Origin of the sequence: Heyndrickxia acidicola (genome assembly GCF_001636425.1) — a bacterium.
In the GTDB taxonomy this organism is placed as follows: Bacteria; Bacillota; Bacilli; order Bacillales; family Bacillaceae_C; genus Bacillus_AE; species Bacillus_AE acidicola.
The window spans coordinates 775,533-796,881 of the sequence record NZ_KV440953.1 but is presented as its reverse complement, the minus strand read 5'-3'; the positions used below and the strand labels follow the sequence as shown (position 1 = coordinate 796,881).

14 protein-coding genes and 1 pseudogene are annotated in these 21,349 nt (G+C 37.9%); 4 read left to right on the top strand and 11 right to left on the bottom strand.

Annotation, left to right across the window (positions count from 1 at the left end; translation table 11 throughout):
• Positions 1–6: 6 nt before the first annotated feature.
• Complete coding sequence (locus A5N88_RS03705) at positions 7–2,844, bottom strand: 2-oxoglutarate dehydrogenase E1 component (RefSeq protein ID WP_066263182.1); 2,838 nt, start codon at positions 2,842–2,844, stop codon at positions 7–9.
• An 802-nt stretch (positions 2,845–3,646) separates the two neighbouring features.
• Between A5N88_RS03705 and A5N88_RS03695 the strand changes: the two genes are divergently transcribed.
• Entirely contained in the window at positions 3,647–4,156 is a 510-nt protein-coding gene (locus A5N88_RS03695) for an Hsp20/alpha crystallin family protein (RefSeq protein WP_066263177.1), read from the top strand.
• A gap of 132 nt (positions 4,157–4,288) precedes the next feature.
• On the opposite strand, the gene A5N88_RS03690 is transcribed toward A5N88_RS03695, so the two are convergent.
• From A5N88_RS03690 to A5N88_RS03680, 3 genes are all read right to left on the bottom strand, one after another.
• Positions 4,289–5,686, bottom strand: coding sequence for a HAMP domain-containing histidine kinase (locus A5N88_RS03690; protein WP_066263171.1), 1,398 nt, complete (start codon positions 5,684–5,686; stop codon positions 4,289–4,291).
• The gene (locus tag A5N88_RS03685; RefSeq protein ID WP_066263167.1) at positions 5,683–6,363 is read right to left on the bottom strand and encodes a response regulator transcription factor; all 681 of its coding nucleotides are present in this window, start codon (positions 6,361–6,363) and stop codon (positions 5,683–5,685) included. The genes A5N88_RS03690 and A5N88_RS03685 overlap by 4 nt, the downstream gene beginning before the upstream one ends.
• A 725-nt stretch (positions 6,364–7,088) precedes the next feature.
• Positions 7,089–7,727: an MOSC domain-containing protein gene (locus tag A5N88_RS03680; RefSeq protein ID WP_066263166.1), complete on the bottom strand. Its 639-nt coding sequence runs from the start codon at positions 7,725–7,727 to the stop codon at positions 7,089–7,091.
• A gap of 91 nt (positions 7,728–7,818) precedes the next feature.
• On the opposite strand from A5N88_RS03680, the gene A5N88_RS03675 reads away from it, so the two are divergent.
• Positions 7,819–9,090 carry an MFS transporter gene (locus A5N88_RS03675; protein ID WP_066263161.1) on the top strand — a complete coding sequence of 424 codons (1,272 nt, stop codon included), beginning with the start codon at positions 7,819–7,821 and terminating at the stop codon, positions 9,088–9,090.
• A 66-nt stretch (positions 9,091–9,156) separates the two neighbouring features.
• On the opposite strand, the gene A5N88_RS03670 is transcribed toward A5N88_RS03675, so the two are convergent.
• The 4 genes from A5N88_RS03670 to cshA form a co-directional block, all read right to left on the bottom strand.
• Positions 9,157–9,939, bottom strand: a complete 783-nt coding sequence (locus A5N88_RS03670; RefSeq protein WP_066263159.1) for an alpha/beta fold hydrolase — start codon at positions 9,937–9,939, stop codon at positions 9,157–9,159.
• A 72-nt stretch (positions 9,940–10,011) separates the two neighbouring features.
• The gene (locus A5N88_RS03665; protein WP_083953009.1) at positions 10,012–11,883 is read right to left on the bottom strand and encodes a thioredoxin domain-containing protein; all 1,872 of its coding nucleotides are present in this window, start codon (positions 11,881–11,883) and stop codon (positions 10,012–10,014) included.
• 38 nt (positions 11,884–11,921) lie between these two features.
• Positions 11,922–12,083: a DUF255 domain-containing protein gene (locus A5N88_RS26055; RefSeq protein ID WP_083953275.1), complete on the bottom strand. Its 162-nt coding sequence runs from the start codon at positions 12,081–12,083 to the stop codon at positions 11,922–11,924.
• A 1,178-nt stretch (positions 12,084–13,261) separates the two neighbouring features.
• Positions 13,262–14,701 carry a degradosome RNA helicase CshA gene (cshA, locus tag A5N88_RS03660; protein ID WP_066263157.1) on the bottom strand — a complete coding sequence of 480 codons (1,440 nt, stop codon included), beginning with the start codon at positions 14,699–14,701 and terminating at the stop codon, positions 13,262–13,264.
• 1,271 nt (positions 14,702–15,972) lie between these two features.
• Here cshA and A5N88_RS25410 point away from each other — a divergent pair.
• Positions 15,973–16,140, top strand: a complete 168-nt coding sequence (locus A5N88_RS25410; protein WP_198160171.1) for a hypothetical protein — start codon at positions 15,973–15,975, stop codon at positions 16,138–16,140.
• Positions 16,141–16,372: 232 nt separating this feature from the next.
• Here the strand turns inward: A5N88_RS25410 and A5N88_RS03650 are convergent, their stop codons facing one another.
• The gene (locus tag A5N88_RS03650) at positions 16,373–16,672 is read right to left on the bottom strand and encodes a stage V sporulation protein S (RefSeq protein WP_066263152.1); all 300 of its coding nucleotides are present in this window, start codon (positions 16,670–16,672) and stop codon (positions 16,373–16,375) included.
• A 1,654-nt stretch (positions 16,673–18,326) separates the two neighbouring features.
• Between A5N88_RS03650 and A5N88_RS03645 the strand changes: the two genes are divergently transcribed.
• A complete protein-coding gene (locus A5N88_RS03645; protein ID WP_066263151.1) occupies positions 18,327–18,518 on the top strand; it encodes a hypothetical protein in 192 nt (63 codons plus the stop codon).
• A gap of 605 nt (positions 18,519–19,123) precedes the next feature.
• Here A5N88_RS03645 and A5N88_RS03640 read toward each other — a convergent pair.
• A pseudogene (locus tag A5N88_RS03640) lies at positions 19,124–20,418 on the bottom strand (IS110 family RNA-guided transposase).
• 297 nt (positions 20,419–20,715) lie between these two features.
• Positions 20,716–21,258 (bottom strand): hypothetical protein, encoded by a 543-nt coding sequence (locus A5N88_RS03635; RefSeq protein ID WP_066263149.1) that lies wholly within the window; start codon positions 21,256–21,258, stop codon positions 20,716–20,718.
• Positions 21,259–21,349 lie beyond the last annotated feature (91 nt).

Sequence of the window (21,349 nt, the reverse complement as noted above, 5' to 3'; positions counted from 1 at the left end):
TGAGTGTTACCTCGCCAATGCATCATTCAACAGTTTAGCTTGCTCTTTCTTATGGACAAGCGGATCTCCTACAGAAGGGCTTGATCTTCTTGGACGTCCGGCATAATTGAGGGTCACACCTGATGGAGCCATATCACGAAGATAAGGATCCACAAATGTCCAAGCACCCATATTTTGCGGTTCTTCCTGCATCCAAACAAGCTCCTTGAGGTTTGGATATTGTGAAAGAATGCCTTTAATTTCTTCCTCTGGGAATGGATATAATTCTTCTACCCTTAATACATGAAGCCAATCCAATTCAGCTTTTTGATCTTGAATTTTTTCTTCAAGATCAATGGCTACCTTTCCACTGCAAAGGACAATTTTCTCTACCTTATTCTTCTTCAAGCCTAAGCCCGATTCTTCAACCACCGGCAAGAATTTTCCTTCTGTTAAGGCTTCTGGTTCAACAGATGCTAAGCGATGGCGCAGAAGGCTTTTTGGTGTCATGATTACGAGCGGACGAATTCCTTCTTCCTTAAGCATGGAAGCCTGCCTGCGCAGGATATGGAAATACTGTCCTGCAGTTGAAACATTTGCAACTGTCCAGTTGTTTTCAGCAGATAATTGTAGGAACCTTTCCAGCCTTGCACTTGAATGTTCTGGTCCCTGTCCTTCGTATCCGTGTGGAAGCAGCATAACAAGACCTGATTTTTGCCCCCATTTTGCACGGCCGGCAGAAATGAACTGATCGAACATTACTTGAGCCACGTTGGCAAAGTCTCCGAATTGCGCTTCCCAAAGGACCAATGTTTCAGGCGAAAAAACATTGTATCCATACTCAAAACCTACAACTGCAGTCTCAGTCAATGGACTGTTATAAATGGCAAAAGAAGCACATGCATCTTTAATATGATGTAGCGGAATATATTCTTCCCCTGTTTTCTCATCATGAAGAACGAGGTTGCGCTGAGCAAAAGTTCCACGCTGCGTATCCTGTCCTGTAAAACGGATTGGGGTGCCGCTCTGCAGAATAGCTCCAAAAGCTAGTGCTTCTGCGTGTGCCCATTCAATCTTCATTTCTCCGTTAAAGATGTTTTCTCTGCGTTTTAAGATTCTTCCCAACTTTTTAAATACATTAAAGTCCTCTGGCCAATTGACCAATTCTGAATTTAACTGACGCAATTCTTCTTCCGAAATGGATGTTTTCATTTCAGGGAAGCCATTCACGACATATTCTGGAGGATTCATGGTGATATCTGGATCTTCTTCCTTACCAGGTACCAAATCATACGCTTTTTGCAATGAATCGACAATATCCTGGTCAATCTGTTTCAACACATCCTGGCTTATAACTCCCTCGCTGATCAGTTTCTCAGCATAGAGAGATTTAACCGTTAAATGCTTATGAATACGGTTATACATGGTTGGATTTGTCGTCATCGGTTCATCTGTTTCGTTATGGCCAAAACGGCGGTAACCTATTAAGTCAATCATAAAATGCTTATTAAATCTCTTACGGTACTCATAGGCAAACATGGCAGCTGATATACAAGCCTCGGGATCATCCGCGTTTACATGAACTATTGGAATTTCAAATCCTTTTGCCGTATCAGAAGCATATTTGGTAGATCGTGAATCATAGCTTTCTGTAGTAAATCCAATCATATTATTGGAAATGATATGAACAGAACCACCAGTGCTATAGCCTTCCAACTGATCAAGGTTAAGGGTTTCAGCGACTACTCCCTCTCCAGGAAAAGCAGCATCTCCATGCACACTGATTGAAAAAGCCTTTTCTGTATCCTGTTCAGGGTAACCAGCTTTTGTACGATCATCCTGGGCAGCGCGAGTATAACCTTCGACAATAGGGCTGGCAACCTCCAAATGACTAGGATTATTAGCCAATACGATTCTAGCATTCAAAGTGCTTTCCTGATTTGAACGCCTATCAGCACCTAAGTGGTATTTTACATCGCCTGTCCAGCCATACGTAATGCCAATCGAACCCTCTGAAGGAATCAAATCTTTATTTGGTGCATGCTGGAATTCAGCAAAAATGAGTTCATAAGGTTTTTCCAGGATATGTGCAAGCACATTCAGACGTCCTCTGTGTGCCATGCCGATATTCACTGTTTTTGTACCCGCTTGCACAGCAGAGCTCACTAATTCTTCCATTAAAGGAACGAGAGTATCAAGACCTTCAATGGAGAAACGTTTTTGCCCTACAAACGTCCGGTGGACAAACTTCTCAAAACCTTCCACTTGTGCCAGCCTTTTTAAAATCTTCAGCTTCTGGTCTTTGTTAAAGGAAGGGCTTACTTTTCCAGATTCAACAGTACGAAGAAGCCAGTGTTTTTCTTCAATGTTATGAACATGGTCGAATTCAAACGCGAGCTTCTTTGTATAGATTTCTTTCAAGTAATTAATCGCATCCAATCCATTTGTCACTTCAGCAGGTGCATCTGGACAGATAAAGGAAGGAGATATTTGTTTTAAATCATCTTCAGTCAGGTCAAATTCACTTAATTCAATCCGCCTGGTATCCTTTTCACGATCATTCAAAGGATAAATATCCGCGGCTAAATGACCGTATGCACGGATATTGTCGGCCAGCTTGACTGCAGCAACAATTTTGCTGGTCATCGTTGGATTTGCAGGCAGTTGGAAAGATACATCTGCTTGCCCGTGTGTCGATTCAGACGAGTTTGAAACTACTGGTGCTCCCCATTGTTCAAAAAGCGCCCTCATTTCAGGATCTACACTATCAGGACTATTTAAATAATTTTCGTAAACCTCCATGACATACCCAAGGTTGGGGCCTGAAAATCGGTCCCAGAATCCTCTTGATGCTTGTTGATTCATCTTGAAAAACCTCCAGCCATTAAGCCTTAATATTTTTCTGCAATATAATTGTCGAAAAAAGATTAGCGATTGCAGAAAAGAAAATTATGTAATGATAATAAAAAGGATAAGCTATAACGCTTACAATGACAATTTTATCACTGTAATGTAATAAGTTAAAGGTGTAAAACTTATTTTTTTAAAAAATGAATGAACAGCTGCTCATTTCCCTTATTTCCACATCCATGAGAATATATTTGGACAAAATAGTCGAAAAATGAACCGCTTACTCTCTGCCTTCTTAGATCATTAAAAATTTCCATATTTATCTTACTACTTATTCCAGCAAAATCAAAATCTTTTGCTGATAAATTTCTCTTTTTTCTAATGGCTACCCTAAAATAATCATTTCTGCGAGTTTGAAACATCAAGCCAAACTGACCTCTGTTAATAATAATTACCTTCTCGTTATGGGAGTAAGGACAAATTTTCATGAGTAATGGTGCGGATTTTATTATGATGGTGGTCTTTGTTAAAATAACCTGTTGATTTCAACAAAGAAATTTAACTGAGCCGTTCTCATCATATCATCTTTTCCCGTCTTACAACTTTACCGTTATGATATTCCACATGCTGTTATTTGTTACTTTCCCTTATCAACTGTGCTCTTTTCTTTCTATAGCCCGGTCTAATTGAACACTCCGTTTTCATGAAGCATATACTGAAATGATTAATAGCGGCAATTCTAAATTGCGCATTTATTGAATCGGAATTTTCTAACACTATTTTAAATGTTTATATGCATTAAGAAGGGAGGATTCACATGTTTCCTTGGAATATGTTCCCGTTTAATAAGGAATCATCCAACTGGATGGGTCAAATCAAACCTCAAGATATTGAAAAACATGTGCAAAACATGCTCTCCCAAGTGATGCCTGATCAATGGCAGGGCCTTTTTAATCAGGATGGTCTAATGAAAAATGCCTCGTCCATGTTTCAACAGCAGCCTCAAGGTGAACAGCAAATGGAGGACACTAGAGGAGTTCAGCAGCAAACAATTCAAGCCGCTGTTTTTGAAACGTTTGATGATATTTTTGTCCGTGTTCCATTAAAAGAGGAAGAATGGGCAAAACAGATTCGAATCTTCCACACTTCAAATCAGGCAATTCTTGAAAATATACCTTCCCAGGGTGAACGGCAAATTATTACTTTGCCGTGCCTTGTAAAGAAAAAAGGTACCACTGCACAATTTAGGGATGGTATATTGGAAATCAAAATGCCTAAAAATACAGATATGCAATACACAGAAGTAGATGTATCGGAAAGACGATAACAGACAAACCAATATTTAGGGGCCTGACCCATTTTTTGCTTTAAAGCACAAAAATCCCTTTTTTTCAGCCATGGCCTGACTTACTTACCTTTTAAGATGCACAAAAAAGCCGATGATTGTTCATCATCGGCTTTATCGTATTTTCGGCAATATAAAGGTAATTGTGGTTCCTTCCCCTACCTTGCTCCTAGCGTAAACCTTGCCTGAATAACTCTCAATAATTTGCTTGGCAATGGCAAGGCCCAGTCCATTCCCTCCTTTTTCCCTGCTTCTAGCTTTATCAACCCTGTAGAAACGATGGAAAATATTAGGTAAATCCACACTAGGAATACCGACTCCATAATCTTGAATATCAATATGAAGGAATTGATTTTCCTCTTTAAGCGTTATATTAACCTTCTGAACATCATCTGAATATTTAACGGCATTATCCAGAACGATAATCATAATTTGTTCAAAATGGTTTTCATTTATTTTTACATCCGTATCCATTTTGGGATCACAATGCAAATTAAAAATAAAATCTTCATGAATAAGTTCAAAGTTTTTTATGATTTGCTGCAATTTGTGCAATGCATTAGTATTTTGATCCCTTATAATCTGGTTCGGCTGCTCTGCCCTCGATAAGTCCAATAGCTCCTGTACAAGTTTTTTCATACGATCCAATTCCTGCAAGGAGGCGGATAAGGATTCTTCCAGTATATCTGGATTATTTTTGCCCCATCGATTCAATAGGTTCAAATGCCCTTCCATAATCTGAACGGGTGTACGCAATTCATGTGATGCATCTTCAACGAATTGTTTCTGCTGGATAAAGGACAGTTCGATTTTATCCATCATTTCATTAAAGATATTCGTTAAGTCCCCCAGCTCATCGTTTGAACCGTTTGGCTCCATTCTGGCTTGAAACCCTTTTTTCCGTATGCTTTGCATGGCAGAAGCAAGCTTCTGCAAAGGCTTTAAAAAATTTTTAGCCATGATAAATCCAAAAAGGCCGCTCAATACAAGAGAGATGGCACCAAAAAATGCCATGACAACTAATAAATTGCGCATGAGGCGGTGGTAGGTATATAAAGGATAGACCACTTCTACATAACCGCTGAATTTCCTCGTATGAATAGGTCCACGTCCTACATAAATCTCATCTTTATCGGTTTTAATTAAAACGGTGGTATTCTTTGAAACAGGCTGAAATGGGATATAAAATGGGGAAGAATCCTTGCTTTTTACAGACAGAAGCTCCTTTCCAGATTTATCCAGAATTCGAATGGTTTGGTCCTTCTCCATTACCTGCTTAATGATATCCTTGCTGTCCAATAAATCATCCATTGTGATAAATGGTCCCCTGTTTTCCAATTCATCCAGTACTTCATTCACACTGGTTTGTTCCTCATGAAGAAGCCATTTACTGATAAAATTGTATTGAAGGCAGCTAAATAAGAAGAATGTGATAAAGATGGCAGAACTTGCACCAATGGACCATTTAACTTTTAAAGAACTTCTTTTAACCCATTTTTGTATATGACTCATTCGCGCATCACGTACCCGGTTCCGCGAACCGTTTGAATATAGCTGTCTTCACCCTGTGTATCAATCTTATTCCGCAAATACCTTATATACACATCTACTACATTTGTTTCAACTTCGGTCTCATAACCCCACACTTTATTCAACAATGCTTCCCTCGTCATCACGATATTTTTGTTTTCAAGCAATGTGAGCAAAAGATCGTATTCCCTTTTTGTTACTTCTATAATCTCATTTCCTTTTCTCACAACCCTGCTTTCTTTTTCAACTACAAGATCACGGAAAGTAAAAGTGGTGAAGCTTGTCTTTACATCCTTGCTTTCAATCCTTCTGAAAATCGCTCTCAGCCTCGCCAATAATTCCTCTATAGCAAAAGGCTTAACGATATAATCATCTGCACCGTGGTCAAGTCCGGATACCCTGTCCATTACGCTGTCTCTGGCTGTAAGCATAATAATAGGAGTTTCTTTTTCAGCCCTTATCCTTCTGCATACTTCAAGTCCATTAAGGCTTGGAAGCATTAAGTCCAATAGGATAACATCCCATTGTTCATTAATACCAGCTTCTAATCCTTCACGTCCATCGTAGGCCACTTTGATTTCGTAACCCTCATGCTTTAATTCCAATTCAATAAATCTTGCCAGATTTTTTTCATCCTCAACTAAAAGTATCTTTTTCATTATCTATCACCTGCTTAGAACCAAGTTTAACTAAAATCGGGAATCATCCCCTTCAGTTATTTTTATTTTAAGGGTTAATGAGACATTTTAAAAATTTTATGGCATTATATTTTAAACAGAAAATGGAGTTTTTATAGCATGGTTTACAATTGCATTTTCAAAATGATATCAACGGCAAATGAGAATTGGATTAAAAACCTATAAAAACAGGCTAAAAAAAAACCGGCTCCATGGCCGATTTAAAAAAGGAACTTTATAATGAGTAATATAAAAAGGGGGTAAAGGTTGGGGCCAACGATAAAATCGTTCTTACCAGCCATTTCCATATTACTTCAGGTTTCCTAAATCCTCATGAAAATAAGATGAGAATTCCATTAAAAATGAAAAATTTCTCAATTTTCAAGATCTTCCGCCATGTTTAAGGTTGTTTTTGAATAGAATATACTGTATGTACAAAAAGATACCTATATAATATGTGTTCACAAAATAATACACAAGTTTTATTACAATGCATCTTTGTGTCGTTAGCAACAAAGTTTACGAATAAGCCTTTTGTTGAAAAATTGGCACTCGTATACGTCTTTTTAAAAATAATAGAGTCCTTTAACAGAGTAAAAAAGAAATGCTTACATACTTTGTGTGATTCATTAAATTTTGTATTTGCTTTTAAATGAGCATTCCCGCTAGTGCCAATGAAACAATAATGATGAGTAAACATTTTGTAATTAGCTGGATGGAGTACGTTTTTTTTCTAGCATTTGCCGCATTGCAGGTGCAAGCGTATCTACCTCGAGGATCGAGTCAACGGCTTCCTTGTTTCTTGCATCATGCATATACGTATGGAGGACATTAAAAACAGTGATTTTCTTAGGTGATTCTTCCAGTTTAACAACCTTAGAATCCGAAAAAATGATTCCTTCCTGCAACACCCTTGTAAAATATCCAGTAAAACAGGTATGAACCAATCTTTTTAATAAAAGAGTATTTTTATTTTGCCAGGATATTGTGGAGCATGGCACACGAGGCTGTGTAATTTGCAATATGGTTTCTCCCACCTGAAGAATGTCACCAATATAAAGATCCTGTTCCACCATGCCTGTAACCGTCAGATTTTCGCCAAAAGCAGGTGGATGAAATGGAACATTGAATTCTCTCTCCCACTGTTTATAGTGTTCAAACGGATAAAAGCACACAGCTCGATCGGGCCCACCATGAAAATTTGTATTCGCTACCCCGTCCTCATTAAATCCATCCACTGTTAGAACTGCTTCTTGAACAGTCTTCTTTTGAATCCCTGTAGTTACCATAAGGCCGTTATAGTCAACTTCTTTTGGCATTCCAATACTTAAGCTTATAATTTCCATTCCATAGCCTCCAAAAAAATAAATTTTTTAATAAAAAATTAAAACCAGCAAATATTAAAATGTAGACACAACACAGAAAGGAAAAAGGACAATGAAACAAAATGACTCCCAGATAGAGACAAACGGCAGCGGAGAATCAGAAATCCATCAAAAGCGCTGGGCAATTGTTGCTTTATCCTCCATTCCATTAATTATGACATTGGGGAATTCCATGCTCATTCCCGTCCTGCCCCTAATGGAAAAAAAGCTTGATATTTCCAGACTGCAATCAAGCTATATTATAACTGTTTTTTCTGTCGTTGCCATATTCCTTATTCCAGTTGCGGGTTATCTTTCCGATAGGTTCGGAAGAAAAATTGTCATCATTCCTTCATTAATTATCGCAGGATTGGGAGGCCTTCTTTCCGGATGGGCGTCATGGAAGATGGATAGCCCGTATGGTTTGATTTTGACTGGACGAATTTTACAGGGAATTGGCGCCGCTGGAGGGGCACCGATTGTTCTTCCGTTAGTAGGCGATATGTTCAAAAAAGATAAAGATGTTAGTTCTACACTCGGAATTATTGAAACCTCTAACACCTTCGGAAAAGTCCTAAGTCCGATATTGGGATCTTTTTTGGCAGGATTTATTTGGTTCCTACCCTTCTTCGGGTTTCCTGTATTTTGCCTTATCTCCGTTTTGTCAATTATTTTTTTGGTCAAAAAACCTTCGAAAGAAGAAAAAGGTACAACCTTTAAAGAATTTTTAAAGAATACAAAGGAAGTTTTTCATGTTGAAAGCAAGTGGCTTTTATCGGTATTTGCCATTGGAGCGATTTTAATGCTTATTTTATTTGCCGTCCTTTTCTATTTGTCCAATGTTCTTGAGGACAATTATCATTTCCACGGGGTGAAAAAAGGCTTTTTGTTAGCCATCCCTCTTGCTGCATTATGCCTTGCCTCGTTTATCGCCGGAAAAGTCATAAACGACAACATGGTTGTAATGAAATGGATTACGTTTTCAAGCATTATACTGACTGGAATTTCTACACTGGCTGTCAGTTTTTCAGACCAATTCATTTATCTTTTAATTGTCTTTTTAATATGCGGGATAGGCATAGGGGCAAGCCTGCCATGCCTGGATGCCTTAATTAATCAAGCCATTGAAAAGGAAGTCAGGGGAACCATATCCTCCCTTTACAGCTCGATGAGATATATCGGTGTAGCAGCAGGCCCTCCTTTAATGGCTTATTTCATGAATCATAACCCCACCCTTTTGTTTATCATCTTTGCTGTACTATGCTTAATTGCGGGCGGCCTAACCTTCAAAGCGGTAAGACCGGAAACAGATCCTAACAAAAAAACAACTGCTACTTCCAGTTGAATGCTTTAGCTGCCATAAAAAAACAGTGTATCCTGCATACACTGTTTTTCATTTTGTTCATTTGGTTTACATAATATTTTTATCGTTAAATAATTCTTGGTTTTTAATAAACTGGTCAATAAACTGGTTGACCTGCAATGATTTTCTTGTTGGCAGCTGATGTTCTGCATGTGGAATAAAAATGATTTCCGTATCGATGATATTCGGATAGAATCGAGCATGATAATTAACGGAGTCTGCTTGTGTGCCATATAAAAGCATCATTCGTGCCTTGATGCTGCTGATTCTGTCAAGGCAATCATACTGAAGCGAAATTTGATAAAATTGCATCCATACTTGCGGATCGGTTTTCAGCATTTGCTGAAAGATTTCTTTTTGCCGTTCCTTTTCACTAAAATGGCTGTATGATAACAGTCGTGATAGCCATACAGGATGCTTTTCGGCCATCCAAATTCCGATATGATGCTCTGCTTCCAGACGTTTTGACATGACTTTTGGATAACCTCCTGATAACATCAGCCCCTTGACTCTATTCCTAAATTGAATTGCATATTCCTGAGCTACTATTCCTCCGGCAGAATATGCAAACAAATAAAAGTTCTCTATATTTAGGTGGCTCCTTATTGCTTCAACATCATCAATAAAGGTTTGCAAAGTCAGCCGTTGAGGACACGAGCTTTCCCCATGCCCGCTCAAATCCATAAAAATCAACCGATAAAACGCTTGCAGGCTTTCTTGTTTTTGAAAGGTTTTCCTTCCCATGCCAGGCGGGTGAATAAACAGTATAGGGACTCCGCTTCCCATTATTTCATAAAATAGCCGCCGGTCATCATGCTGTACATAAGGCATCCGTTTCACTCCTTTAAAAAAGCGAAGCTTCCAGCTTCGCTTTTCCTAGGATGCACTTTTCATTCATTTTTATTAAGGTGCCAGTGTTTTAAGGCCTTCTTCTAAAGAAGTGAGAGGAAACTGACAAGCATAATTTTCACAAATATATAATGCAAATTCTTCTTTTGGATTCATTTTATCTTTCCAAGCACTAATAACAATATTTGCTTTTGGATCTACTTCAACGCAACTGTCAAAAGGAAAAAAAAAGGATTTGAATTCATTCAAGAATTGCTCCCTTTTAACAGGATCATTGCCTGACACAAAAATCTCTTTGCCGCCCCCAAACATGGAAAGTGGTGCTTGCAGCATATAGACCATTCCGCCAGGATAGCTTTCCATTTCCTTTTGGAAAGCTGAGAGCAGATTTTCTACTTTTCTGAGCAGATCTTCATCCCCTATCAGCTTCGAAAGCTTCCACAGCTGCAATGCAGCTACGCTGTTGCCTGAAGGCAAAGCTCCGTCATATCCCTGTTTTTCTCGGGATATGAGTGTTTCCGAGGTATCATCTGTAAAATAAAAACCGCCTTCTTTTGCATCCCAGAAACGATCGAACATTATTTCCTTCAGCTGTATCGCTTTTTCCAGAAAACAGGCATCACCAGCTGCCTCATAAAGATCAAGATACCCCCACAATAAGTAAGCATGATCATCCAGATAGGCTGCATACTTGACCTCCCCATCCCGGAAACGGGCATATAATTGTGTTCCTGTCCACAAATTTGATTCAATAAATGCAGCTGCTTTGCTTGCTTTGAGAATATAGGATTTTTCCTGAAAAACCGCACCGGCCTTTGCCAAAGCAGCCATCATGAGACCATTCCAGGAGGTTAACACTTTATCATCCAAATGCGGGTAAACACGCTTTTCTCTTTCCTTTAATAGCTGCTTTTTGGCATTTTCCAATTTTTCTTCTAGTTGCTGAATCGGTTCATTTCTAGCTGCCGCTATTTTTTCTATCCTCGAGCTGATTTTATTTGGGATGCTCTTGCCTTCAAAGTTTCCTTCTGGTGAAATATCATAAACCTCACAAAATAACTCAGCCAAAGTATTATCCAAAATAGCAAAAATATCGTGTTCATCCCACACATAATACTTGCCCTCTATTCCTTCACTATCGGCATCAAGTGCAGAGTAAAAGGAACCGTTTGGAGATGTCATCTCTCTCTCAATAAAAGCGACCAGTTCAGTAGCCGTTTTTTTCAAGCGGGGATCCCTTGTAATCTGGTACGTTTCTGAAAGAGTATAAAGTAGCAATGCATTGTCATAGAGCATTTTTTCAAAATGAGGAACTAGCCACATCATATCCGTCGAATAACGTGAAAACCCGCCTCCGATTTGATCATAAATGCCGCCATTCATCATCGAGTCAAGCGTCCTTTCTACCATAGTCAATGCAAGCTCCGTCCCTGTCCATTTAAAATAGCGAAGCAAAAACATCAGTTGATGGGGCATTGGGAATTTAGGTGCTGGCCCAAATCCGCCGTATATTGTATCAAAGCTTTGAGCTATTTGCTGATAGGCCTGATGAATTGTCTCCTCTGCAACATCTGTCCCTGGCTGGAGCATAGAGCGCTCATTTAAAGCATTCGTAATCTTATCAGCAATTCGGACAATGTCCAGTAGATCATTTTGGTACCTTTCCGATAATTGAGGTAGGACATCCATTAATCCGGGACGGCCATATTTGCTTTCCTTTGGAAAATAAGTCCCGGCATAAAAAGGCTTCTGATCGGGTGTCAGAAATACATTTAACGGCCATCCTCCCTGCCCGGTCAACATCTGGCAAACGTTCATGTATATCGAATCAACATCCGGACGTTCCTCTCTGTCTACCTTTATCGAAATATAATGTTCATTTAATACATCTGCTACTTCCTGGTCCTCGAAGGACTCCTTTTCCATCACATGGCACCAATGACATGTAGCTTTGTGATACCAAACTAGGAATACCCAATAGATACGAAAACTGGCTTGTTCTCGCGTTTAGCTTTATCAAAAGCCTCTTCTCCCCACGGATACCAGTCAACGGGATTATGTGCGTGTTGAAGTAAGTAAGGAGATTTTTCAGCGATTAATCTATTGGGTTTATTGTTAGTTGGCATTTCATCACCTTCTTCCTTTTTCATATAGTTTTTCATTATATAAGAGAATAACTCCATACTTTTTTACCTTACCACATTTTACATAAATAATTCTTTATTCGTTTGCCTAAACGTAAAGTAGGAAGCCATCGAAAAATTTGTGAGCAAATGTGAGCAAACCATCTTTTAAGCGATCAATGGAGTAAATCACAAAAAAAATAAAAAAAGCCTGCACCCCTTGATACTCAAGCACTACAGGCCTTTCATTCGGCATGATTCTGACTGGGCTCGAACCAGCGACCCCCACCCTGTCAATTTTGTGTCACAGAATCAAACTAGTTCAGTTAAATTAAATGAGAGTAAGAAAGCTTGATTTAATAAGGTTTTTCAGGGGTGAGAAAACCAACTTAGTTAAATAAAATAAGCTCAGGAAAATAATTATGTGAGCAAACGTGTTAGCAAATTGGTGAGCAGGTGGTCTGTTATAGTATCCAGAGCTAATACAGTTAGAACAGTGACACTAAAGTACGTTGCCAATTGTAACTTTCTTATTTAACTATAGCACCCGTTCGTTTATGAAAAAATTATTAGTTCTGATATGTCCGCTCATGTAAAGTTTCTCAAATTATCTACTCTAATAGCAGAAATAGAAAGGAGATACCAATTTTCAAGCTTAACTGAAGAAGAAAAAAGAGAAAAAACATCTATCATAGCCTTATACGAGAAAATTAATCTAAGTAAAAAATCGTTATAAGGTCCTTTACCTTTTTTTGTTTTCGGGTGGGAGAGGGTTAGGGATTTTAGCGTATAAAGCATATAAAATTTTTAAACGCTCTTATTACATTTTCTATAAATATACTCGTAAAAAATGCCTTGTTTTTCCCCTTCTACATAGGTGTCTAGAGTATAAGCACCCATTTCCCAGTCTCTAGCAGCATATTTGAAATCCTACGAATAAGACAACAACTATCGATCCTGGCAGTGAACTAAATATTAACATTAAAATAAAGCAGCAAGTGGAGTAGCAGATGGAGTTTTTTGGAACAGTGAGCCTCCATTTCTCCTTATGTGACCCTGGCTATTAAAAATAATAGGGCCTATATAAAAAGGGCAACCAGTAGATTGGTTAACCCTATAATACGAAGCATTAATTATATCTGCGACTGTTTACTTCCTTTATTAACTCCATCATTGTATCATCATGATTTCTTTTTTCGAGAGGACCTGGAAGTTGATTTAGATTTACCATTTCCTCCCTTTCGTTCATTCCCTTTATAGTTTCTCTTCGATTTCTCTTGTATCCTTTTTTTAGGTTTGGCATGTTGCGGTGTCTCAGAAGTTAACTGAACGGGAATTCCCTTCTGTTCCTTTGATAACAATTTCAAGGCAACGGATACTAATGCTACGGAATCGTATTGATCGAGCAATTCGATTGCTGCTTGTTTAAATTGTATGTGCTCCTCCCCTTCAACCAATTGAATCATCTTTTCTAGTGCTGCTCTCTGTATAGACTCCATTGCTTCTGCTATAGTTGGAATTGATTTGCGCTGGATCTTTCCTTTCGAGGCTCTTTCAATACTGTGAATCTGTCCGGTTTCTCTCGGTGTAACAAATGTAATAGCTAACCCCGTTTTCCCCGCCCGCCCCGTTCTGCCGATTCGGTGAACATAGCTTTCCGGGTCTTGAGGAATGTCAAAATTGTAGACGTGGGTAACTCCTGAAACATCAATTCCTCTTGCAGCTACATCGGTCGCAACCAAAATATCAGTATTTCCCTCACGAAATTTATTCATCACAATATCTCGCTGTCGTTGATTTAAATCACCGTGCAACCCATCAGCAAGATACCCTCTTTTATTCAAGGCATCACTTAATTCATCCACTCGTCTTTTGGTTCTTCCAAAGATCACAGCTAATTCTGGATTATCCACATCCAGCAAACGGCAAAGTACTTCAAATTTATCTCGTTCTTTAACCTCATAATAAATTTGTTTTACTGTTGGTGAGGTAACTTCCTTCGCTTTCATCTTTACTAACTCTGGATCATGCATAAACCTTTCCGCAAGATTTTGGATCGGTTTAGGCATGGTTGCAGAGAACAACAAGGTTTGTTTTTCCTCAGGGGTCTCTTTGAGAATTCGTTCGATATCCTCCACAAAGCCCATATCTAACATTTCATCAGCTTCATCCAAAACCACCACTGAAATGTGATTTAACTTAAGCGTTTTTCTTTGAATGTGGTCCAAAAGTCTTCCAGGTGTTCCCGTAATGATGTGAGGGCCCTTTTTCAAGGCCTTGATTTGACGATCTATAGACTGCCCCCCATAAATCGGAAGAGATGTTATACCCATGTATTTCGACAGCCGATTGATCTCTTCTGAGACCTGAATAGCTAATTCTCTTGTCGGTGCAATTGCGATAGCCTGAACATATTTTTTGCTCGTATCCACTTTCTCCAAGATCGGTATGGCAAAAGCAGCCGTCTTTCCTGTACCTGTTTGTGCTTGACCGATTATGTCCTTCCCCGTTAGAGCTACAGGTATGGCTTTCTCTTGTATCGGGGATGCCTCTTCAAATCCCATATCGGTTATTGCTCTTTGAATGGGTTCACTTATGCCCATTTCATGAAATGTTGTCATAATCATATCTCCCTTATTTGATTATAATTTTTTATATTGGACAAAATCCTTGATGAAATGCATAGATTATAAAATTTTTTATAAGTTAATTTTGAAATGATGCAATCCCCATTTATTTTGCAAGTGATGAATTATTGTTAACGTTTGGATGTCTACCAGTAAATAAGCAATAGGTAAGAGAACGTTCAAGGCAACCGCTTGGGGCTTAATCCTCCATTCGCGGCTCCCCATTTCCACGTACTCGTAAATTAATCTCCATTATAATGAATTCGGGTTTTAACATTGGGCTTTGATCGGGTTTGCCCCGAATTCTGATTTTTGTATCAAGTGGAAGGGATTACCTTAAACTTAAGTTAACTGCATTTGTGACATACTCACACGGAAAACAGGGACTCTGCAAGCTTTAATTATGATTCCCCTCCATTTAAAGGTCGATACGAGTAAGAGCTTCCCGTTCACAAAATTCACACTAAATCCTAAAAGTGAAATAGAATCTACTCTAACTAATATTGTAATTACTTTGAATACAACCTTCGCAGCTGATTCTGCACCTTTTGTAGAAATCATTGATTTAGCTGATAGTGCATTTTATACCTCGAATTTATATCAAAAAAACTTTATTCCCTCAAAAAGACAAAATAGAGAAATACGTCAATCTAACACTTACTTTTAAAAGGGTTATGTTTACCATTATTACAGCTAAACAAGGGTGGGAATTTAATAAATACTGGCATTTGCAAATCGCACCATTTCTTATAGCCGCATACTATTCCAAGAAAAGTCCATCTCTTTCCCATGAAAATGGAACAAACAGATGCATGGTTGTACAAAAAAGTTGTAAAACTAAATATTTGGTTTTTTGTTTCTATATTAGAGTCAACAAAGTAATAATTAAAAGTACTAATGACCTCTATACTAAAAACTATTCCATGTGTCATGAACATTAGCAATTTATTTTCCTTCAAAACACTGCCTGGTAATGGTTTCAGGGTCATGAGCAATTTTTTTAATTCCTGCTTTACATATCCCTGCCACGTGATGAACAGTGGTACATTCGCAAACCAATACGTGAGCGTTCAACTACTTGATCACGGATGAAGTAGAAAGATTGTGCAGAAGTAACAGTAAAATTTAACTTTTGTGTCCAAGATATTGAGCTTTTATCACTTATATTGATCAAAAACAGCTAATTCAACCTAAATAACTGGATAATATTGAAAAGCACTGCCAAAATTATATTATAAAGTATGGATTAAAGAGAGGGTGAGAGAATGAGGGAAAGTGGTTTTACTATTGGGGAAGAAGTGAAAATTAAATCGTCCGGCGAAGCAGTAACAATCTATAAATGCCAGTATGTTAAAAATATGAAAAGGTACTCTTACATTGTGAAAGAATATCCAAATACCTTTTTCTTTGAAGAAGAATTAAATAGGGTATAAAAAGAGAAAAAATGACAACAAATTCCATGAAGATGGTTGAATATATTTACCACAGCATAATGGAACATAAAAAAGTGGGATTACTGAGTTTATGCAAAGTTGAGTCGTTTGCTTAGACAGGAAATATAGACAGGAAGCATAAAGATATATTTTTAAAGCAAAGCATCGTACCATTGCTTTTTACTTTACACCCGTTGTACAACAAGCTAACAAATTTAGAGGAATTTCCGAATTATCGTTTATATGGTTTCATCGCATAACTATCTTTTTTTCTAGGACCAATCAATAATTTGATTCCTGTTCTATTTTCATAATTGATTACTACGTCTGTAAATGCAGGAATTAGTACCAGATTCAGACCACTAGGAGCTAGGAATCCTCTTGCAATCGCAATGGCTTTAATCGCTTGATTTAAAGCACCTGCTCCGATAACTTGAATTTCTGTATTTCCGTTTTCTCTTATTACGCCTGCAATTGCACCTGCAATAGAATTCGGGTTTGATTTTGATGATACTCTTATTACATTATTCATAAGTTCCCCCTGTTTTTTAAATTGCTTTACTTGATGAACACTGGCAAAGATGAATGCAATCTTAGCCTTACTTCAATAATATTCACATTAAAGCCATACAGAACTTTTGAGCTTATTATACTTTTTTGTGCAATTAAACTTACTTTTGTCATAAGCCTCCAAATATTCATCCGTATCTTTGGCTCTTACACCCGTTCGTAAGAAAAAAGCTGCCAACAATGATAGTGGAATTCTTAGTTTTTGGTCCTACTAAAGTACATAGTCCCACAAACTTAATGCCCTTTAGTGAGATAAATAAAAAGAAGCCTGAAGCTAGATACTCTAATTTATAATTTTTTATATTTATCAGTCGTATCAAGATCGGCACATTCAACGTTCGTTTTACAACTATCTGGCGTTAATACAATTCAAATGTTTGTGAAAATGGTTGAATGATGGATCGAATTAAATGATAATGAAGTCCACTATGGTATTTATGAGCTAATCTTATTATTCGTTTCCAAGCCCTAAGTGTCCATCTCTGCTTAATTGGAGTTGTACCATATAGTGAGAGGAATTCAACACTTTATTTCTTTGATATCTAATAAAATTACTCTCACAGGTTATTTGTCTGCCTTTTCTAAGTCCTCTAAATCATCAAAATCAGGAGGTTAACAAGTATATTCATCCACACCGAGTTCTACTTTTAACACTAATACATATCCTCAGGACAATATTTCATTATACTGAAAAAAATACCTCTTCTTGTGCTAACCTACCTCGTTACTGCTTATAGGCTGGATACGAAGTAGAGACAAATACGTAGTTCCCAATTCAAAAACATCTTTTAATTGATTTGTTATTCTCACCAATAGTATTACCCTTAACCTGCATGAGTGTTTAGTCCTATCTGAAGTAGGCTACAGCACTATGATGAGTAAATGGGAATATTTACTCATTGCAAGAGATAAGTATTTTGTAGCGATATCCTGGTCAAGCACAACATTCATCAAGATATTCTTCTACTCCTTGATGCTCATTAACATTGACTGCTATTTTAATTTAGCAGTTTTTTTAAAGACAAAAAATGTTCTACAAGTGCAATTCGTATAGTAATATACATCTTGTGGTGCTTGGTGCAATATAAAGGTTCGAGTCCTTTTCCTGCAGGTAGCAGTATAAGTTTCGGGCAAAAGCCCTTATGTGGGTTCGATTCCCACCGCCACATTACAAAGTTTGTTCTACTATTAAAAACTTCAACTACATAATTGTAAAACTCTCCTATAGAGAGGGGGGATTACCACCCTATAGTTTAAGTACAATATTTCACAATCTCAGGAGATATTGTACTAAGCACCTGTTAGCCACCTATGAACCACACAAATCAGCGATTCACCACAGAGAATGAAAATGGTTAGGCGTGTCAATACTGATACTGACCTTAATACAGTCCACCCAATCCATAGGATTATTAAATTAACGCTCTCCTCTATTTTTTGAAGATTGAGCAGAGTCTTCTTAGTCATTGCCTTTTTTCCAATATAGAGGAAAAACTATTTTCATGGTTGAAGAAGATGTGTAGTTTGCCGGAGAAACAGGACTAAATTTAGATTACCTGATAATGTTAATGCTATACTTGATAGCATATATGGGATTGAAAGGAGTTAAATATCACTTGAAGTACATTAAATCGCAAATGAAACAGCTCATCAAAGAAAATAAAGAATTGCAAAACCGTTTAAAAGAAATGATGGAACAACTCGACCTTGAGAAAAACTTTGCCCTTAAGGCTTTGTACCATGCAGAAGTTGCTGAGGGAGGAAAATATCAGTTAGCATACCAAGCACTTGACTTGCCTAAGGGGTAGGTCTTTTTTTATACACTTCAAGCGCAATCTGCCCGACCCCTTCTTGGCTTCAAGCACCCGCAATAACCCCCTTGTGCTTCTTATTCGATCTTTATTTACTTGTTAAAAGTGTAATTTCCGTTAAAGTTCTTCCATTAGGAGTTAGGTCAATCTTCTGACATACTTTTTTGATGTTGAACTAACCTCCCTCAATAAAAGAAGCGAAAACGCCGATTTACTCATGTTTTCTTAGAATTTCATAGTTGTTTACCAAACGGTAAATGCCTTTATAGCTGGAGGATCTTCACTTGAAAGGATATTTTTGGACAGAGTGAGAAAAAAGAGCTATAATCCATTAACCAATCCATTACAGAAAATGGTGGATGAGTGAAAAAATAACTGCACTGGTGGATGTCCACATTTACTCATGGAGGTCAACCCTCCCATGCCTCACAGAGTCTTCGCTCTCAAATTCCTTCGTCCAACCTTTCCATGAGGTGGATGTCAGCCATGCTGCCCCACAGGGTCCAAGCCCGTAATTTAGTTGCTTTGCCGACTAATCCGTGCTTCAAATGTCTCCAAAATCTATAAAACAAGAACTATTAGTTTTCTACACTAAACCAGAGTCATGCTGCCATTTCCGTCTTCCCGGGTAATGCCAAATGAGGAATGTCCTTTAACATCTTATCTTCATTAAATTCAAATTGCTTTTTACCAATACTGAAGAGAATCCGGATTAGTTTGTTACACAAAGCGATCAGGGACTGCATCTTCTTTAATGGATTATCTGGACGTTGAGTATAGTACGCATGTAATGCCTTGAATGCGGAATTTTTGGCAACGAGAATCATACAAACCCTGAATAACAGGGCCCTCAGTTTCTTCCGGCCTCTTTTTGTGATGGTCGTTTTTCCTTTGTGCTTACCGGATGTATTTTCTTTTAGGCTTAAGCCGGCCAGCTTGATAATTTGCCGGGGATGATTGTATTCGCCTAAATCCCCTACTTCAGCTAAGAAGCCGGCAATTGTATCCCTGCCCACACCTTTTATCGCCAACATTTGTTGTACGCCTAGTATTTCATCAAGCAGACCATCTATTTTTGCATCCAATTCTTCGAATTGAGATTGGATTAATTCGTACTTAGCCAAAATGGTTTTTAGCTCAAGCCTGGCCATTTCAGCACCTTGTCGAAGTCCGATGGACTTACTGGCTGCCTGCTTTAACTCCCGGATCTTGTTTAATCCAACACTACGGGATACGGATTTTCTTAAATGAACGAGCAATTCATCTTCGGTAAATTCAACTATTTCATGTGGTAAGGCATAAAGCTTTAAGAATTGTAACGCGGCCTTGCCTTCCCACTTCTTGAACACCTTCAGAAACTCCGGAAAGTACCTGTCAATCCAGTTGTGTACCTGTCCTTGGACCGTTTGAAGGTCTTCAGTTAAAAGATCGCGTATTTTCTTTGCCACACGGAGTTCTGCAAAAACCCTTGCGGTATCGTAGGTTCGGCGTATCTTCCGTCCTTGACCAACTGGGCTATGACCCTTGCATCTTTCACATCATTCTTGGTAGGTGAGTTATCATCCAACTCCTTGCTTTTCTTGACGTGCAAGGGGTTTACAGCGACGAATTTAATCCTGTTTTCTTTTAACATATGAGCGAGATTAAACCAGTAGTGACCCGTTGGCTCCATGCCAACCATAACTTTTTCCATTCGCTGTTCTTTTTTGATTTCCATAATCCATTTTAGAAAACACTCAAAACCTTCCTTTGTATTTTCAAATTGAAAAGGAGATCCAAACTCTATTCCCCTGAAGTCCTGGGCACGTGCTACGTGCTTGAACTTCGCAATATCGACTCCTATAATAAGAGTTTGAGAAGTGATTTGAGCAATCTTCTTATTCTGGTTATAATTCATCTTAAAGCCTCCTGGTGTTTGAGAAATTGTCCTTTTTGCTTGCCGGCGTCAGGACTCTCTCATTCTACCAAGAGGTTATTTTTTTGTTCAAACTCCATTTTCCTTCATTACAGGAATGCTGCCCCTTTAGTTCAAAAAGAAAAAACGCTGCCTCAGCAACGCTTAATTGAGCTCTTGCACCCTTTAGTTGAAGAACGATAATGAAAAAAGGACTGCCGAAAAACAGCCCCGTTTTTGTGAAATTATAGCCCGTAAAAATAAGGGGCAATACTGAAAACTATTAACGCAATAGGTTTTTTATTTTATTTTGAAAAAATAGTAACCATTTTCATCTGTAAGATTAATCAATCTTTTATCGTTCTTACTAACTTTTAGAAAACGTACATATATTTTGTCCCCCTCTTTAATCTGGTCATATATGTAGGAATCGATTAAATATCCTTTTTTATCGTTGTTTAGATAAATATAATAATCAACCCCTTTTCCTGCTGTGTCTTTATGTTTCATTGTAATCGTAGCATGCACCACTTCAATGTTTTTTTCGTTGTAATGACTATATTCATTCCAACCCGAAATAGCACAGAAAATTGTTAAACATATAGATATTACTAATGCTAGTACCAACAGTATAACTGCAACTTTCTTTTTAATTTTAACAAAAAGAAAAATAAAAATACTGCAAGTGACAGTTAAACCTAATCCTGACAATAATGGAAAAAATGCTTCGTTTAGAACCATAGAAAACTCAGTTCCTTGACGGTGCATGTAAATATTAAACCATGCAATAAAAATCCATAAAATAAAAGTTGTGCAGAAATATTTCCAAATTTTTACTTTCATTTTATTCCCTCTTTTACATTCCCTTTATAAAAATAATTCTAGACAATCTGTCACTTCCCCTCTTTCACTAAACTGCTCCGTTAGCGACATA

Coding starts and splice junctions, on each gene's coding strand:
- A5N88_RS03705 (WP_066263182.1), bottom strand. CDS start 2,844: ATGAATCAACAAGCATCAAGAGGATTCTGGGACCGATTTTCAGGCCCC.
- A5N88_RS03695 (WP_066263177.1), top strand. CDS start 3,647: ATGTTTCCTTGGAATATGTTCCCGTTTAATAAGGAATCATCCAACTGG.
- A5N88_RS03690 (WP_066263171.1), bottom strand. CDS start 5,686: ATGAGTCATATACAAAAATGGGTTAAAAGAAGTTCTTTAAAAGTTAAA.
- A5N88_RS03685 (WP_066263167.1), bottom strand. CDS start 6,363: ATGAAAAAGATACTTTTAGTTGAGGATGAAAAAAATCTGGCAAGATTT.
- A5N88_RS03680 (WP_066263166.1), bottom strand. CDS start 7,727: ATGGAAATTATAAGCTTAAGTATTGGAATGCCAAAAGAAGTTGACTAT.
- A5N88_RS03675 (WP_066263161.1), top strand. CDS start 7,819: ATGAAACAAAATGACTCCCAGATAGAGACAAACGGCAGCGGAGAATCA.
- A5N88_RS03670 (WP_066263159.1), bottom strand. CDS start 9,939: ATGCCTTATGTACAGCATGATGACCGGCGGCTATTTTATGAAATAATG.
- A5N88_RS03665 (WP_083953009.1), bottom strand. CDS start 11,883: ATGGAAAAGGAGTCCTTCGAGGACCAGGAAGTAGCAGATGTATTAAAT.
- A5N88_RS26055 (WP_083953275.1), bottom strand. CDS start 12,083: ATGCCAACTAACAATAAACCCAATAGATTAATCGCTGAAAAATCTCCT.
- cshA (WP_066263157.1), bottom strand. CDS start 14,701: ATGACAACATTTCATGAAATGGGCATAAGTGAACCCATTCAAAGAGCA.
- A5N88_RS25410 (WP_198160171.1), top strand. CDS start 15,973: ATGAGGGAAAGTGGTTTTACTATTGGGGAAGAAGTGAAAATTAAATCG.
- A5N88_RS03650 (WP_066263152.1), bottom strand. CDS start 16,672: ATGAATAATGTAATAAGAGTATCATCAAAATCAAACCCGAATTCTATT.
- A5N88_RS03635 (WP_066263149.1), bottom strand. CDS start 21,258: ATGAAAGTAAAAATTTGGAAATATTTCTGCACAACTTTTATTTTATGG.